This is a genomic window from Rhizobium sp. Root1334 (assembly GCF_001426665.1).
Taxonomy (GTDB): Bacteria; Pseudomonadota; Alphaproteobacteria; order Rhizobiales; family Rhizobiaceae; genus Pararhizobium.
On sequence record NZ_LMEY01000009.1, the window covers coordinates 1 to 15,315 of the forward strand.

At 60.2% G+C, this 15,315-nt stretch carries 13 protein-coding genes and 2 pseudogenes; 9 read left to right on the top strand and 6 right to left on the bottom strand.

Annotated elements, in window-relative coordinates:
- The 4 genes and pseudogenes from ASD36_RS12730 to ASD36_RS12735 form a co-directional block, all read left to right on the top strand.
- On the top strand, positions 1 to 301 hold a 301-nt coding region (locus tag ASD36_RS12730), incomplete at its 5' end, for an ABC transporter permease subunit (protein ID WP_156393849.1).
- Between the two features lie 102 nt (positions 302 to 403).
- Positions 404 to 757, top strand: a 354-nt coding sequence (locus tag ASD36_RS31165; protein WP_156393852.1) for an ABC transporter ATP-binding protein, incomplete at its 3' end; no start/stop codon positions are given.
- 1 nt (position 758) lies between these two features.
- Positions 759 to 1,004, top strand: a pseudogene (locus ASD36_RS31410) (ATP-binding cassette domain-containing protein); the annotation flags it as partial.
- 1 nt (position 1,005) lies between these two features.
- Positions 1,006 to 1,604: pseudogene (locus ASD36_RS12735) on the top strand (ABC transporter ATP-binding protein); the annotation flags it as partial.
- A 214-nt stretch (positions 1,605 to 1,818) separates the two neighbouring features.
- On the opposite strand, the gene ASD36_RS12740 reads toward ASD36_RS12735, so the two are convergent.
- Both ASD36_RS12740 and ASD36_RS12745 read right to left on the bottom strand, forming a co-directional pair.
- Positions 1,819 to 3,144 carry an adenylosuccinate lyase family protein gene (locus ASD36_RS12740; RefSeq protein WP_060509069.1) on the bottom strand — a complete coding sequence of 442 codons (1,326 nt, stop codon included), beginning with the start codon at positions 3,142 to 3,144 and terminating at the stop codon, positions 1,819 to 1,821.
- 63 nt (positions 3,145 to 3,207) lie between these two features.
- The gene (locus tag ASD36_RS12745) at positions 3,208 to 4,143 is read right to left on the bottom strand and encodes a tripartite tricarboxylate transporter substrate binding protein (protein ID WP_244489817.1); all 936 of its coding nucleotides are present in this window, start codon (positions 4,141 to 4,143) and stop codon (positions 3,208 to 3,210) included.
- A gap of 183 nt (positions 4,144 to 4,326) precedes the next feature.
- Between ASD36_RS12745 and ASD36_RS12750 the strand changes: the two genes are divergently transcribed.
- From ASD36_RS12750 to ASD36_RS12765, 4 genes are all read left to right on the top strand, one after another.
- The gene (locus ASD36_RS12750; protein WP_112834747.1) at positions 4,327 to 5,439 is read left to right on the top strand and encodes a GntR family transcriptional regulator; all 1,113 of its coding nucleotides are present in this window, start codon (positions 4,327 to 4,329) and stop codon (positions 5,437 to 5,439) included.
- A 31-nt stretch (positions 5,440 to 5,470) separates the two neighbouring features.
- A complete protein-coding gene (locus tag ASD36_RS12755) occupies positions 5,471 to 5,929 on the top strand; it encodes a tripartite tricarboxylate transporter TctB family protein (RefSeq protein WP_060509075.1) in 459 nt (152 codons plus the stop codon).
- Between the two features lie 11 nt (positions 5,930 to 5,940).
- A complete protein-coding gene (locus ASD36_RS12760) occupies positions 5,941 to 7,443 on the top strand; it encodes a tripartite tricarboxylate transporter permease (RefSeq protein ID WP_060509077.1) in 1,503 nt (500 codons plus the stop codon).
- Positions 7,444 to 7,660: 217 nt separating this feature from the next.
- Entirely contained in the window at positions 7,661 to 8,767 is a 1,107-nt protein-coding gene (locus ASD36_RS12765) for an HPP family protein (protein WP_060509307.1), read from the top strand.
- 56 nt (positions 8,768 to 8,823) lie between these two features.
- On the opposite strand, the gene ASD36_RS12770 is transcribed toward ASD36_RS12765, so the two are convergent.
- The 4 genes from ASD36_RS12770 to ASD36_RS12785 form a co-directional block, all read right to left on the bottom strand.
- Positions 8,824 to 9,621 (bottom strand): inositol monophosphatase family protein, encoded by a 798-nt coding sequence (locus ASD36_RS12770; protein ID WP_060509079.1) that lies wholly within the window; start codon positions 9,619 to 9,621, stop codon positions 8,824 to 8,826.
- Positions 9,622 to 9,652: 31 nt separating this feature from the next.
- Complete coding sequence (locus ASD36_RS12775) at positions 9,653 to 10,714, bottom strand: ABC transporter ATP-binding protein (protein ID WP_060509081.1); 1,062 nt, start codon at positions 10,712 to 10,714, stop codon at positions 9,653 to 9,655.
- Complete coding sequence (locus tag ASD36_RS12780; RefSeq protein ID WP_060509083.1) at positions 10,711 to 12,942, bottom strand: iron ABC transporter permease; 2,232 nt, start codon at positions 12,940 to 12,942, stop codon at positions 10,711 to 10,713. Before ASD36_RS12780 ends, ASD36_RS12775 begins: the two co-directional genes overlap by 4 nt.
- A gap of 150 nt (positions 12,943 to 13,092) precedes the next feature.
- Positions 13,093 to 14,124 (bottom strand): ABC transporter substrate-binding protein, encoded by a 1,032-nt coding sequence (locus ASD36_RS12785; RefSeq protein ID WP_060509085.1) that lies wholly within the window; start codon positions 14,122 to 14,124, stop codon positions 13,093 to 13,095.
- 184 nt (positions 14,125 to 14,308) lie between these two features.
- Here ASD36_RS12785 and ASD36_RS12790 point away from each other — a divergent pair, with 184 nt between their 5' ends.
- Entirely contained in the window at positions 14,309 to 15,313 is a 1,005-nt protein-coding gene (locus ASD36_RS12790; RefSeq protein ID WP_060509087.1) for a substrate-binding domain-containing protein, read from the top strand.
- Positions 15,314 to 15,315: the final 2 nt, after the last annotated feature.

Here is a 15,315-nt window from a genome sequence, read left to right on the forward strand (position 1 = left end):
CGGGGCGTCGCTGTGGGGCGAGATCTGGTACGTGCTGACGCCGATGGCGGTGCCGGGCATTGCCTCGACCATGCTGCTCAACATCATCCTCGCCTGGAATGAAGCGTTCTGGACGATCCGGTTGACCACCACCAATGCAGCGCCGTTGACCGCCTTCATCGCCTCCTTCTCCTCACCGCAGGGCCTGTTCTGGGCAAAGCTGTCGGCTGCCTCGACGCTGGCGATCGCGCCGATCCTGATCATGGGCTGGTTCAGCCAGAAACAACTTGTCCGCGGCCTGACTTTTGGCGCCGTGAAGTAACGCACAGAAAAGACTTGGGAGGCACGCATGGGCAATATCACTCTGAAAAAGGTCAACAAGAGCTTTGTGAAGTAACGCACAGAAAAGACTTGGGAGGCACGCATGGGCAATATCACTCTGAAAAAGGTCAACAAGAGCTTTGGCGCGACGCAGGTCATTCCAGGTATCGACCTGACGATCAACGAGGGCGAGTTCGTCGTCTTCGTCGGCCCCTCGGGCTGCGGGAAATCGACGCTGCTGCGGCTGATCGCCGGCCTTGAAGATACCACGTCCGGCACGATCGAGATCGATGGCCGTGATGTGACCGGTGCAGCCCCTGCCAAGCGGGGGCTTGCCATGGTGTTCCAGTCCTACGCGCTCTATCCGCACATGACGGTGCGCAACAATATCGCCTTTCCCTTGAAGATGGCGAAGATGGATCAAGGGGCGATCGACAAGAAGGTGACGGAGGCGGCCNCTCTATCCGCACATGACGGTGCGCAACAATATCGCCTTTCCCTTGAAGATGGCGAAGATGGATCAAGGGGCGATCGACAAGAAGGTGACGGAGGCGGCCCGMGTCCTCAAYCTCACCAACTATCTCGACCGGCGCCCCGGCCAGCTGTCCGGCGGCCAGCGCCAGCGCGTCGCCATCGGCCGGGCCATCGTGCGCGAGCCCTCGGCCTTCCTGTTCGACGAACCGCTGTCCAATCTCGATGCCGCCNCCGGCGGCCAGCGCCAGCGCGTCGCCATCGGCCGGGCCATCGTGCGCGAGCCCTCGGCCTTCCTGTTCGACGAACCGCTGTCCAATCTCGATGCCGCCTTGCGTGGCACGATGCGGCTGGAAATCAGCGAATTGCATCATCAGTTGAAGACGACGATGATCTACGTCACCCACGATCAGGTCGAAGCCATGACCATGGCCGACAAGATCGTCGTCCTGAGCGCCGGCAATATCGAGCAGGTCGGTTCGCCGCTTGACCTCTATCACCGGCCCGACAACATCTTCGTTGCCGGCTTCATCGGCTCGCCACGCATGAACTTTGCCACGGGTGAATTTGCCAAGCCGCACGACGCCCATACGATCGGCGTTCGTCCGGAACATCTCAAGCTCTCGACCAAGACCGGCACCTGGCGCGGTACCGTCGGTGTCGCCGAACATCTCGGATCGGATACGTTCCTGCACATCCACGTCGATGGCATCGGCCTCGTCACGGCCCGCGTCGGCGGCGATTTCGCCGTCAAACACGGCGACAAGGTCTTCCTGACGCCCGAAGACGGCCGGGTGCACAAATTCAACGACAAGGGACTGGCAATTCGATGAAACGGCTTCAGGATAAAAGCGCGCTGGCGACGAATGCCCCCTGCGGTTAGCTCAACCGTTGCTGCGGGTTCGTATCCTCAAGGTTAGACACGTTGATTCAAAGTGCCGAAACCGCTGAAATTCCGCAGTGGCCACGCTCGTCCAGTATGTTCTGCGCCAGTTTGCTGATCGCAAACCCACTCAACCGAGACTTTTGTAACAGTTGCCTGCGGTATCAGCCCTGTTTCGCCAGGAGATCAACAAGCGTACCCGACGCTCCCGTGTATCCGCCGACGTCCAACGTCACCATGTCGCGGCCCCGCATCTCGGGGTGATCGGCGATGGCCCGGGTGAACGGTAGGTTCTCCATGACGGATCGCTGGGCGGCCTCATATAACAGATGATGGGCATGATGGCGTCCGATTTGGTCTGAAAGCTGCATCATCGCGGCTTCCGACACGATGAGGCCGTTTGTGATCCCGGCATTCTTGCGCATCACGTCGACGTGGACATCAAGTCCGGTGACCAGCCTGTCAAGGGTGGCTGCGATCGAAGCGCCGAGGATTCCGACTTCGGGGATCGCCACATCGCTGACGTTTGATGCGGAAGAGTCGCCCTCGTCCATCCGCACCATCGAGCCGATCACGAGGGGGAGACGAACCGACATCATTCGGCAGAGGCTGATGAGCATGAGAGCGGTCGAGGGGTTTCGCTTCTGGGCCATGGTCGAGCTACCGACCTTTCCCATGTGAAAAGCCTCCTCGATCTCGCCGATCTCGGTACGCTGCATGAACACGACATCCTGCGCGATCTTTTCCGCTGTTCCAGCGAGGAGGGCGAGGGCGCAGACATAGTCGCTGACACGATCGTAAGACGATCGCATCGGCAAAATCGCGGGCTCCAAGTCGAGAATGGCCGCCATTTCCGCCTCCACGGCCGGCCCTTTTTCACCCATGGCCGCGAATGTGCCAATGGCACCGCCAAGACAGGCGACAAATGATGACCTCAGCCGATCCTGCAGGCGCTGCCGATCGCGGCGGATCTCTTCCAGCCAGCCAGTCACTTTGAAGCCGAATGTCATGGGCAAAGCGTGCTGGCCGTGGGTGCGGCCCGCCTGCAACGTGTCACGGTGTTGCGTCGCCAGAGATGCCAGGTCACTTTCAACACGGGCGAGGCTGGCGTCGATCAGGGCGTGCGTTTTCTTCATCTGCAGGGACGCGCCCGTATCGAAGATGTTCTGTGTGGTCGCGCCCCAATGGATATATCCGGCAGCCGGCTCGCCGCTGAACTCTTCGAGTTGACGCAAAACGGGAACAAACGGATGCTGGGCGTGGGAAATCTCCCGGCTGAGACGCTCCGTGTCGAACCTCTCGTGGCGGCACGCCGCTTTAATGACCGGCGCGACCTCAATGGGAATGACGCCCAAACTCGCTTGTGCTTCGGCCAGGGCTGCTTCGACATCCAGCCAGGCCTGCAGGGTCTGGACGTCACTCCAGATTTCCTTTGCTTCAGTGCTGAACCAATAGCGAGTGATGAAGGAGTCGAACATTCCTACGGTCATGACATATCCGTCTTTTTGGCTGTGATGGGGTGGCGCTCCGAGCATGTCGGAGCGCCAATAGCGTCACTCGATCGAGATCGCCGAATCCTTGACGATCTGTTGGTAGATATCGGCTTCCTTCTCGATGAACCCGGTGAATTCACCCATCGGCAATGGGGCTGCCACGAAACCTCCGTCTGCAAGACGCTTCTTGACGTCTTCATTTTCGAGTGAGGCGGCGATTGCATCACTGATCTCTTTCGCGGCAGTCGCGTCGGTACCGGCCTTGACGAACAGGCCTTGCCAGAGGGGCAGCGCTAAGCCTTCGAAGCCTTCGATTTCCGTCAGGGCTGGGACATCCGGCAGGGCCGCAGAACGTGCGGAACTGGTGACGGCGAGAATCCGGACTTTCCCTTCTTTCACGAATGGAAGCGCGGTGGATGTTGTGAACACAGCTGAATTCAAAAGCCCGGCAAGGATATCGTTGGAAACTTGAGCGCCACCCCGGTAGGGCGCGTGAAGCAACTTCACGCCTGCACGGTGGCTGACCATCTCACCGACGAAGTGTTGCGCCGTGCCAATGCCTGGCGTTCCGTACGTGACGGATTCCGGATTCTCCTTAGCTGCGGCGATGAGATCCGCCAGCGTTTTATACGGTGATTCTGCAGGAACGGCGATCGACATCGACGTCAAGGCCGTACGGCCGACGGGCAATGTGGCTTCTTTCCAATCAATGCCGACCGACTTGTTGAGCATCGGAACCGCGACGGTATCATGTCCGCCGTAATAGAGCGTCGAGCCGTCCGCCTTGCCGTTAACGAGCTTCTGCAGGGCAATCATGCCACTTCCACCGGTGGCGTTTTCGACAATAACGGATCGCCCAAGCTGCTTAGACAGCTCTGACGCGACCACACGGGCCGCGTAGTCGGCGCTGCCGCCTGCGGAATATCCAACCAAAAGGGTCATTGGGCCCGAACTTTGAGCTGATGCGCACATTGGCATGGCGACAAGCGCGGCCACGGTGGCCATGGCTGTGATGAAGCGACGACGGAACATGTACTGCCTCCCTGGCGTTTGACAATACAATTTGTATTGCCTCTAATTCCTCGGTGCGCTATGTACATCATGCGAAAAAGCACCTCAAGCGGTGAGACGGAATTATTTTCTTGCCATATTGTATTATATTGTATTAGGGATCGCGTCATGGGAGAGACCGCCAAGCTTCAGTCATATTTGAGATCCGTCGCCATGTCGGCGGAGGAGGGTGACCGTCTGCCAACGGTCCGGCAGTTGATGCGCGATTTTTCGCTTAGTCAGCAGGTCGTCCAGCGTGCCGTGAACGATCTGAAGGCCGAAGGTCTGATCGATGCCCATGTCGGCCGTGGGACCTTCTTTACAAAAAAAAGCAGGAACGCTGAACTTGCCGCAGCTCAGCCGGCCGCACCCGGCAATCAGCGCAGCAGCACGCAGCGCAGCGTGATCATGCTTCGCCGGTCCTCCGGCAATCTTCGGGGTAGGGTGGTGCTTGAATCCCTCCAGCGTCGCCTCAACGACGCGGGGCACGTGACGCTCGAAGTTGGATATTCTGATCCAGAGCACGCCAAGCAGGTGCTTCACACGCTTCCCCGGTTCGATGCCTGCATTGTTCAGAATTCCTTCGACATCATGCCCGTCGATATGATCACGGCCATCCGTCGCAAGACCGACACGATCATTGTCGACGGGGCCTGGCTGGTTGGCACGGACATTGACGCCGTAGGTTTTGAATGGGGCCAGTCGGTTGAAGCCGCCGTAAATCGTTTGGTGTCGTCGGGTCATGATCGCATCCACTACATCACCACTGCTAGTTTTTTCCTTGCAAACGAGATGGGCTTGCATCGTTGGCGCAACCTCCGCGACAGCGCCGAACTGGCGGCTGTGATGCAGCCGGAGATCAAGATCGCAAAGCTCCCTGCCAGAGACTACGAGGAGGCAGCCATTGCTGCCCTCGTGGCAGCGGTTGCCGAAGGGCCTGAAGTCAAGGCCCCGGCCGTCGTGATCTGGGGTGTGGAGGATGGAGCCCGCTTCAAGAGGCTTCTTGAGCAAGAAGGGCTGTCGATCCCCTCCGATATCTCCGTGATCCTGCTGGGACGCACCGATCTCGATCCGGAGTCCGGAGGGTTCTTCCACATGGTCGGCTACACCGCCGCCGATCAGGTCGAAGGCGTTTACACGCGCCTCACCGAACGATGGCAGGACGCCAAAGAACCCTATGGGTTACGATTGCTGCCGATGAAAGAGCGGCCTGGATTATCCGTGGGCGAGCATCGCCCGTAGCAGTAACTTTCTGGAAATTGAGGAGTTAGGAATGATCCGCGTACGAGGAGAAAAGGATCTCGGGATAGGCGCAATCTATCTTGCGTTGGGACTGGCCGGTTTTATCGTTGCCCGTGACTACAGTTTTGGCACGGCCGGCCGCATGGGGCCGGGCTATTTCCCGACCGTCATCTCCTCACTGCTGATGTGCTTTGGCGTGGTTACGACGGCAAAAGGCATGCTTCGCGACGGGGAGCCAATTGGTAAGATCAACTGGAAGGGGCTGACGCTTGTCACCTTGTCCGTCTGCGCCTTCGGGTTTTCGCTGGAAACGGCCGGTTTGATCGCCGCACTGACGGTCTTGATTTTGATCTCGGCAGCGGCCAGCGAGCGGTTCCGGTTCGAGATTCGCGCGACGATAGGCCTCTTGGCGCTTGTCATTTTCTGCGTGGCTGTTTTCGTTGAGGGGCTGGGGCTTCCCATGCCGATCCTCGGCGATTGGTTCAAATAGGGCCTGAAAGAATGGATATCTTCGCAAACCTCTGGCTCGGACTTTCGATCGCCGGTACCTTCTACAATCTCTTCTATTGCCTCGTCGGCGTGTTCCTGGGAACCGCAATCGGCGTTCTGCCGGGCTTGGGTCCTGTGGCGACCATCGCAATGTTGCTGCCCATCACGTTCGGCCTTCCTCCCGAATCGTCTCTCATCATGCTCGCTGGTATCTACTATGGCGCCCAGTATGGAGGCTCGACCACGGCAATTCTGGTAAACTTGCCCGGCGAACCGTCATCGGTGGTGACGGCTCTGGACGGTTACCAAATGGCCCGTCAGGGCCACGCAGGCCGTGCACTGTCGACGGCCGCCATCGGGTCCTTCATCGCCGGTACGATTTCCACGATCCTGATTGCCGTTTTCGCCCCGGCGCTTGCCGCTGTAGCCTTGCAGTTCGGCCCGGCCGAATATTTCTCGCTGATAGTCCTTGGTCTAATCGCATCGATCGTCATGGCATCGGGCCAGCTTCTGCACGCTCTTGGCATGATCCTCGTTGGCCTGTTGCTCGGCATGGTCGGAACAGATGTCAACTCTGCCGTTCCGCGCTACACGTTCGGCATGACGTCGGTCGCCGATGGCTTGAACTTCGTCGTCATTGCCATGGGCGTGTTCGGTCTGGGCGAAATCATCGCCAATCTGGAAGATGAGGCCGACCGTTCAGTGATGACGAAGAAAGTTACGGGGCTCATGCCGACCAAGGAGGACTGGAAACGCATCGTCGCCCCCATCCTTCGCGGAACAGCCTTGGGATCTCTGCTTGGCATCCTTCCGGGAGGTGGTGCTGCGCTCGCCTCGTTTGGCTCCTATGCACTCGAAAAGAAAATGTCGAAGCATCCGGAGCAATTCGGGAAAGGAGCGATTGAAGGCGTTGCCGGTCCGGAATCTGCCAACAACGCAGGTGCCCAGACGTCCTTTATCCCGATGCTCACCCTTGGCCTGCCGTCGAATGCGGTCATGGCCTTGATGATCGGTGCCATGATCATCCAGGGAATCCAGCCCGGCCCCTCGGTGATGACTGACCAGCCGGAGCTCTTCTGGGGGCTGATTGCCTCGATGTGGATCGGAAATCTCATGCTGCTGGTGCTGAACCTGCCTCTGATCGGACTGTGGGTTCGGATGATCGCCATCCCGTACCATTTCCTTTTTCCGATCATCATCGTCTTTTGCGCGATCGGGGTCTTCAGCGTCAACAACAACGTGTTCGACGTCTACGCCATGGCTGCCTTCGGTGTGGCCGGCTACATCTTCCGGCGGCTCGATGCGGAGCCGGCGCCGATGTTGCTGGCATTCATCCTCGGCCCGATGATGGAGGAGTTTCTCCGCCGGGCCCTGCTTTTTTCCAAGGGCGACCTGACCGTCCTTGTGACCCGGCCAGTCAGTGCGGCGTTGCTATTGGTGGCGACAATTCTGCTGGCGCTCGTCCTCCTGCCGACGATCCGCCGGGGGCGTAAGATCGCGTTCCAGGAAGAGTAAGATAGAGTCAGCGCCTCCACCAGAGGTAGAGGTTTGTAACGCCACGCTTGAACCACGCAGCGAATTGGGACGGCCGGGAGACCGGCCGTCCATCCGGTTCAAAAGGGCTGTTGCCGTTTGGCCGTTGCGCTTTGTGCATGATTTTTCTATAGCCGGGACAGGGGATGACGCGCGCGCCGGCATCCCGATCCCGTCTTTCGGCGTGCCCGGTTTCCCGATGTCCCACCCTCAAAAGCCAAAACCGGACGGCCGTTTTCGAATGTTCGTACCTATCCTGGCCGGTGCCACCTTGCGCGAGCGGCTCATTGCCTGTGTCGGCGCGCTGATCGGTATCGGCTTGACCGGTCTGATCAGCAGTTATCTGCTCGGGCAGGGACCACACCTGCCGTTGATCGTGGCGCCGATGGGCGCTTCGGCCGTCCTGTTGTTTGCCGTGCCGGCCAGTCCGTTGGCGCAGCCATGGTCGATCATCGGCGGCAATACGATTTCGGCACTGGTGGGCATCCTGACTGCCTCGGTGATTCATGATCCCGTGATTGCTTCCGGTGTCGGCGTATCGCTCGCCATCGCCGCGATGTCATTGACACGCTGCCTTCATCCACCTGGTGGGGCAGCAGCGCTGACCGCCGTCCTTGGCGGGCCGGTTGTTGCCGGTTGGGGGCTGTTGTTTCCGTTCGTGCCGGTTGGCCTGAATTCCTGCATTCTGGTGGCGCTGGGCTTGCTGTTTCACAAGCTTGGCCGGCGCAACTACCCGCATGTTGCAGCTATCGCGGCGGTCAATACGCACCAGACCGCAGACTTGCCCGCATCGCTGCGTATCGGTTTCCGCGAGGAAGATCTCGACGCAGCTCTTGCCGCGTTCGACGAAACCTTTGACATCGACCGGGGCGATCTCAGCCGTCTGCTGCAGCAGGTCGAGCTTCAGGCTACCATCCGCGCGCATGGTGATATCAGTTGTGCCGATATCATGTCGCGCGACGTCATTTCGATTGACGCTCAGGCCAACCCCGCCGAAGCACGTGATCTTCTCTTGAAGCACAATATCCGGACGCTGCCGGTGAAGGACGAAAACGGCCGTCTGGCGGGGACGGTTGGTTTGCGGGAACTCTCAAGAGGAGATGATCACGTCGGCAATATCCTGTCGAAAGCTGCGACCGCATCGGAAAATGATCTGGCATTTTCATTGTTGCCGATCCTGACCGACGGGCATGCTCACGCCGTCATCGTGATTGACAGCGAGCATCGCATCGTCGGCCTGATCTCCCAGACCGATCTTTTGAGCGCGGCAGCACGCGCCTTACCGGCCAGCCGCGCCACGATTTGAGGTCTGGCTCTGATCGCAAGGGCGGCGCCGGGTGATGCCAGCCCTTAGGTCCGTTTTCAAAGACCGGCGATTTTCATCAGATCTTCGCGTGCGCCGGGAGCCGTCGCCAGTACGGGCGAGCCCTTGGTCAGCTGTTCTCCTTCAACAGGGAAGGGATGATACCAACCGCCGGCTTCCTTGACGAGGCAATAGCCGGCCAGGCAATCCCAGGCATGCATGTAGGGCTCGTAGTATCCAACCAGCCGCCCAGCCGCGACATAGGCGAGCATCAGCGCACCAGAACCGTTGCGGATGAAGTTGCCGCCGGCCGTCAGAAGATCCTCGACCATTTTGGCGACAAAGGCCGGTGTCACGTAGTTGTTGGCGCCGATGCCGGTGACGGCGTTGCGGATGGTTCGGGACGGGTCAAGGGTCAGCACCCGTCCATTGAGCGTCGCGCCCTTGCCGGCGGCCCCGGCATAGAGTTCATCGTGGCAGGGCGCGTAGATGACGCCGATCACCGGTTCGTTGTTATGCAAAACGGCGATCGAGACGCACCAGTTCGGCATGCCGTTGACGAAAGGGCTGGTGCCGTCGATCGGATCGACCACCCAGGTATAGCCGGAATCGCCACGGGCAAGACCGTATTCCTCACCCAGAAATCCGTCGTTCGAATGGACTTCCGCGACGCGAGCGCGAATGAGGTTCTCCACCTCGCGATCGGCAATGGAAACAACGTCCTGCGGGTCGCGCTTGGTTTCAATCACCAGCGTTTCGCGTCTGTTGTAATAGTCGAGCGCGACGGCGCCTGCTTCCTTGGCGATGGCCTGTGCCAGGGCAAAACGGACGTCGAGCCCGGAGATCTGCGATGTCATGAAGTTGGTCCTTTTGCGATATGCTTGCGGCTCAGCCGTTGATGATGGCGATGCCGCGTCCCTTGAAACCGATGGCGACCTCGGTTGCCGGCGCAAGTGCGCGCTCGACGGCCGGATCGACAACGAAAAGTCTGCCTGTGCTCGTCTCTACCTCGTATTCGACATGGTCGCCAAGATAGGCAGCATGGGTGATCTGGCCCGGATAGGCGGCCTCGGATGCCGGCTCCAGGGTGATTGAATTCGGCCGCACGGCAAGCTTTGCCGGTCCCGGTTTCGCGTTGCGGCTTGGAACCCGATGTTCCAGTCCGGCGATGCGGATCGTCGCGTCAGCGCCATCCACACTGATGACGTCGCAGGCAACCACATTGGCCTCGCCCATGAAGTCGGCAATGAAGGCCGAAGCCGGTGCCTCGTAGAGATCGCGAGGCGAACCTTCCTGTGCAATCACGCCGTCCTTCATGATGACGATGCGGTCGGAGACGGCCAGCGCCTCGTCCTGGTCATGGGTGACGTAAACTGCGGTAAAGCCGAGGCGCTGCTGCAATTCGCGAATTTCGGTGCGCACCTGACGGCGTAGCCGGGCGTCGAGATTGGACAGCGGTTCGTCGAGCAAAAGCACCTGCGGTTCCAGCACAAGCGCGCGGGCAACGGCGACGCGCTGTTGCTGGCCGCCGGACAGTTCGGCCGGAAGCCGCCCTCCCATGCCGGCGAGGCCGACGAGCTTCAGGCCTTCTTCTGCTTTCTCGCGCGCTTCTTTCTTCTTCAGCCCGGAGGACTCCAGGCCATAGGCGACATTGTCGAGCGAACTCATATGCGGAAACAGCGCATAGGACTGGAACACCATCGAGACATCGCGCTCATTGGCCGGCAACATGGTTACATCCTTGCCGCCGATCAGGATCTTGCCGGCGCTCGGATGCTCAAGCCCGGCCAGCATGCGCAGCGTCGTGGTCTTGCCGCAGCCCGACGGGCCAAGCAGCGTCACCAACTGGCCGGGCTCGATGGTCAGGGACAGGTCGTGGATCGCGGTAAAGGCGCCAAACTGCTTCTTGATGTTCTGAAAGACGACCGAGCCGGAGCGGGGAGTGATCATGCGGTTTTCTCCTGACCGAGGGTGAGGGAAGGGGTTGTGGTAACGCCGGCGACGCGATTTTCGCGCCGCAACCGGCGTTCACCGACGAGAAGCTGGAAGCCGGCGATGACGACGATCATCACCACGATCAGCATCGAGGAATAGGCGATCGCTACGCCATACTCGCCGTTTTCGACGAGGCCGACGATATAGGAGGTTGCCATGTTGTATTCGGCGCTGACGAGGAAGATGACGGCGCTGATCGAGGTGATGGCCCGCACGAAGGAATAGACCAATGCCGCGGTGATCGCCGGGCGTAGCAGCGGCAGGATGACCTTGCGGATCGTCCGGAAGCTGGTGGCGCGCAGGGTCAGCGATGCCTCGTCGAGGCTCTTGTCGAGCTGGCTCATTGCCGCCACGCCGCCGCGCACGCCGACTGGCATGTTGCGGAAGACGAAGCAGGCAATCAGGATCAGTGCCGTGCCGGTCATTTCCAGCGGCGGCAGGTTGAAGGCCATGATGTAGCTGATGCCGATGACCGTGCCGGGGATGGCAAAGCTCATCATCAGGGCGAATTCGAAGACGTTGCGGCCGGCGAACCTCTGGCGGACGATAAGGTAGGCCGTCAGCAGGCCGACAGCGGCGGTCAGAGGTGCCGAAATCAGCGCGATCTCGATCGTCGTCCAGAACGAATTCCAGGCCACGCCGGTCCAGGCCAACGCGCCATCGCGCATTTCGACGGAGAAGGCGCGGGCGTAGTGGTCAAGCGTCAACGAGTTGTCCAGACCCCAGGTCTTCACGAAGCCGCCGAACAGGATCATGCCATAGATGACGATGGTGAAGATCATCCACGGGATGACCATGGCGTGCACGGCAATGGAGACCGGGCGCGGCAGGGCGATGTGCGCACCACTGTCGCCCTTGCCGGTGACGGTGGCGAAGTTCTTGCCCGACAGCCAATAGCGCTGCGCAAGAAACGCCGTCAGTGTGAAGCAGAGCAGGATGATCGCAAGGACTGCGGCGCGGGACGGATCGTTCTGCGAACCGACGACGGCAAAGAAGATTTCCGTCGACAGCACGCCATGGCTACCGCCGAGCACCAGCGGATTGCCGAAATCGGCCATGCTCTCGATGAAGCCGATCAGGAAGGCGTTGGCGATGCCCGGTTTCATCAAGGGCAGCGACACGCGCCAGAATGTACGCCAGCGGTCGGCGCGAAGCGTTTGCGATGCTTCTTCCATTGACGGGCTGACGCCTTCGACGACGCCGATGAGCACGAGGAAGGAAATGGGCGTAAACGACAGGACCTGGGCGATCCAGATACCGGTGAGGCCATAGAGCCAGCGGCCGGGCTCGATGCCGAACAGGCTGGACATCCACTCGGTGATGACACCGGCGCGGCCGAACAGCAGCGTCAGCGCAAGACCGATGACGAAGGGCGGGGTGATGATCGGCAGGACCGTCAGGAGCCGCAGGCCCTTCTTGAAGGGAAAGCGCGTGCGGGTGGCGACCAGCGCAAAGGCAAGACCCATGATGGTCGAGCCGCCGGCTGTCATCAGGGCCAGCCACAGAGTACGCCACGCGACGCCGCAGCGTTCGCCACCGACCACGCAGCCGAGGCTCCAGATCGAATTGTCCTGAATGTTGCGGGTAAAGCCGTCCGGATTGAACGATCCATCGAAATCCTGGAAGGCGCCGACCAGCATGCTTCCGACGGGGTAGAACACGAAGATCGCAACGAGGAAAACCAGCATGGCGATGGAGGCGACAACGAAGGCATCGCCCTTCATGACGCCGCGTTCTGCAAGGCCGAAGGAGAAAATGAGCACGAAGGCGACGGCCGAGAGTACGGCGCCGGCTCCCATCGAAGGCTGTCCGTCGGCAAGCGCGCCGAACAACGTTTCGCTGATCGTCCAGGTCCAGCCGGAAAAGCCGATCGCCAGCCCCTGAAGCGTCAGGAAAAGAACGCCGGCGGCACCGGCTGCAGCAAGGACCGCGCCTCGCTGCATCGGATCGCGCAGGAACCGCGCGGCGGCGGCAGTGGCCATGATCAGTGCCGGAATGGTCAGCCACCAGCGGCCGTACTCAAGAATCTGCAGGATGCCGGGTGCGACGGAAGCCTCGGACGGGAAACCGGAGAACCAGCCAAGCCCGAGAAAGCCGCCCTCGATCCTGTACCATGGAACGAGAATGAACGCGGCGATCCCCAATGCGAGGACGATATCCAGTCTGCGGTTGCGATGGTCCATGACGATCCCCGCGCCTTTTCATGATGTCAAATGTGGAGTGATGAGTGGCCGGAGACCGCACCGCAATCTGTGGAGGGTCAGTGCGGTCCCCGGACCTGGAGAAACCTTGGGTCAGGCCGCAGCAACAGCCACGGCCCGGCCGGTTCTCTCTTAGTTGGCGTTGGCGCTGATCTCGCGATCCCAGCGCTCAAGCAGTTCCTTGCGCTTGGCCGGATCGCCATAGGTCTTGAAGTCGTAGTCGATCAGCTTGATGTCCTCGAAGCGTGGCGCTTCCTTCGGGATTTCGGCCGTCTTGTTGGACGGCAATTGGAAGGACTTCGCATCCTTCATGCGCGACTGCACATCCGGCTGGAGCGCCCAATCATACCATGTCTTGGCATTGTCGAGGTTTTTCGCGCCCTTGACGATCGACATCGAGCCGATCTCGTAACCGGTACCTTCGCACGGAGCGACCGACTTGACCGGAAAACCTTCAGCCGTCTGGGCAACGGCGTCATGCATGAAGACGATGCCGATCGCCGTTTCACCGCGCGCTGCAGCCTTCACCGGGGCAGAACCCGATTTGGTGTATTGCGAGATGTTGGCGTTGAGCTTCTTCAGGTAGTCGTAGGCTTGGTCTTCGCCCATGATCTGGACGAGCGAGGCCAGCGCCGTATAGGCAGTGCCGGACGAATTCGGGTTGGCGATCTGGATTTCACCCTTGAAGGCAGGGTCGAGAAGGTCGGCCCAGCACTTCGGTTCCTTGAAGCCCTTGGTCTTGAAAATCTCGGTATTGTAGCCCCAGCCGAGCGCACCGGCATAGACGCCGACCGTCTTGTAGCCTGAGCTTTCCGCCTGCTTCTTGGCCCAATCCTGCAACTGGTCGAGCATCGGCGACTTGTATTCCTGCGTCAGGTTTTCAGATGCTGCCTGCAGGTGCGGATCGCCTGTGCCGGCCCACCAGATATCGGTCTTCGGGTTGCGCGCTTCGGCACGGATCTTGGCGTAGGTTTCGCCGGATGACAGGCGCACCATGTTGACCTTGATGTCGCTGTGCGCCTTCTCGAAGTCACCCTTCATCTGCTCGCAGATGACCACGTCGGCCGAGCAGATCAGGTTGAGGTCGCCGGCCGCCTGGGCCGAAAAAGCGGACAGTGTCGTTCCGGCAGCCAATGCAGCGACGGCAATATATCGTGAACCCATGAAACTTCCTCCTGTTGAAACAGCGCCTCCACGCCGATCGCTTTTGCAAGCGTGTGCAAATGCTGCATGAGATGAAAACAGCTGTCAAACAAAATCTTCATAAAACTGTCACATTTCGATCAATCGAATGCTTGCACGCAATTGCAAAATTGTGCAGATTATCCATCAAGGGTGGAGTGCGCCGGTGTCGCAGAAATTATTCGTCAGTGCTCAGGAAGTGGCGGAAAAAGCAGGCGTTTCGCGCTCTGCGGTTTCCCGCACGTTTACATCCGGCGCCAGCGTTTCGCCGAAAACGCGGCAAAAGGTCCTCGATGCCGCTGACGCGCTCGGCTACCATGTCAACCATCTTGCCCGCGGCCTGATGCGCAACGAAAGCGGTATCGTCTGCCTGATCGTCTCGGAGATCGGCACGCCCTATCGGTCGGCGCTGTTGCGCGCACTGACGCAGCAGTTGCAGAATTCCGGCAAGGTCGCGATGCTGATCAACACCGACCGGTCGGATGGCAGCGCCGATCTGGCGCTCCGCCAGGCTATCCGCTACCGGGCCGACGCATCGATCATCCTGTCCGGCCTGCCGGACAAGTCGATCACCGATCTCTGTCTGAAGAACGGCCAGCGGCTGGTGCTGATCAATCGTGATGACGACAGGGAAGGCCCGCTGAAAATCAATCTCGATGATGCGGATGCGGCGGCGCGTATCGCCACGGCATTCGTGCGGGCCGGTTGCAGCAAACTGGCCTTTGCCAATTCGCAGGCGGGCACCCCGAGCCTGATGGCCCGTGAGCACGGCTTCGTCGCCGCTGCCAAGGCTATGGGTCTCGATGTGATGGTCGAGCGGTTTGGTCATACCGGGTACGAAAGCGGCCGGGCTGTCGCCCAGCAGCTTCTGACCCGCAAGGAGCGCCCGGACGCGGTGTTCTGTGCCACGGACCTGCTCGCCTGCGGCTTCATGGATGCCGCACGGCACCAGTTTTCAATGTCCGTGCCGGATCAGATCTGCGTGGCGGGTTTTGATGATATCGAACAGGCGTCCTGGTCATCCTATGGGCTGACCACATTCGCGCAGCCAGTGGATATGACGGCGCGCGAGGCCGTGTCCTGGCTGGTATCGGAGACGGCGGAATCCGAGAACCATACGGTGCGCCTGCATGCCGATCTGGTGTGGCGAACCTCCATCCGGGGCGGTTGAGT

Excerpts from the sequence above, each read along its gene's own strand:
- ASD36_RS12740 (WP_060509069.1), bottom strand. The coding sequence starts at position 3,144 with ATGACCGTAGGAATGTTCGACTCCTTCATCACTCGCTATTGGTTCAGC.
- ASD36_RS12750 (WP_112834747.1), top strand. The coding sequence starts at position 4,327 with ATGGGAGAGACCGCCAAGCTTCAGTCATATTTGAGATCCGTCGCCATG.
- ASD36_RS12755 (WP_060509075.1), top strand. The coding sequence starts at position 5,471 with ATGATCCGCGTACGAGGAGAAAAGGATCTCGGGATAGGCGCAATCTAT.
- ASD36_RS12760 (WP_060509077.1), top strand. The coding sequence starts at position 5,941 with ATGGATATCTTCGCAAACCTCTGGCTCGGACTTTCGATCGCCGGTACC.
- ASD36_RS12765 (WP_060509307.1), top strand. The coding sequence starts at position 7,661 with ATGTCCCACCCTCAAAAGCCAAAACCGGACGGCCGTTTTCGAATGTTC.
- ASD36_RS12770 (WP_060509079.1), bottom strand. The coding sequence starts at position 9,621 with ATGACATCGCAGATCTCCGGGCTCGACGTCCGTTTTGCCCTGGCACAG.
- ASD36_RS12775 (WP_060509081.1), bottom strand. The coding sequence starts at position 10,714 with ATGATCACTCCCCGCTCCGGCTCGGTCGTCTTTCAGAACATCAAGAAG.
- ASD36_RS12780 (WP_060509083.1), bottom strand. The coding sequence starts at position 12,942 with ATGGACCATCGCAACCGCAGACTGGATATCGTCCTCGCATTGGGGATC.
- ASD36_RS12785 (WP_060509085.1), bottom strand. The coding sequence starts at position 14,124 with ATGGGTTCACGATATATTGCCGTCGCTGCATTGGCTGCCGGAACGACA.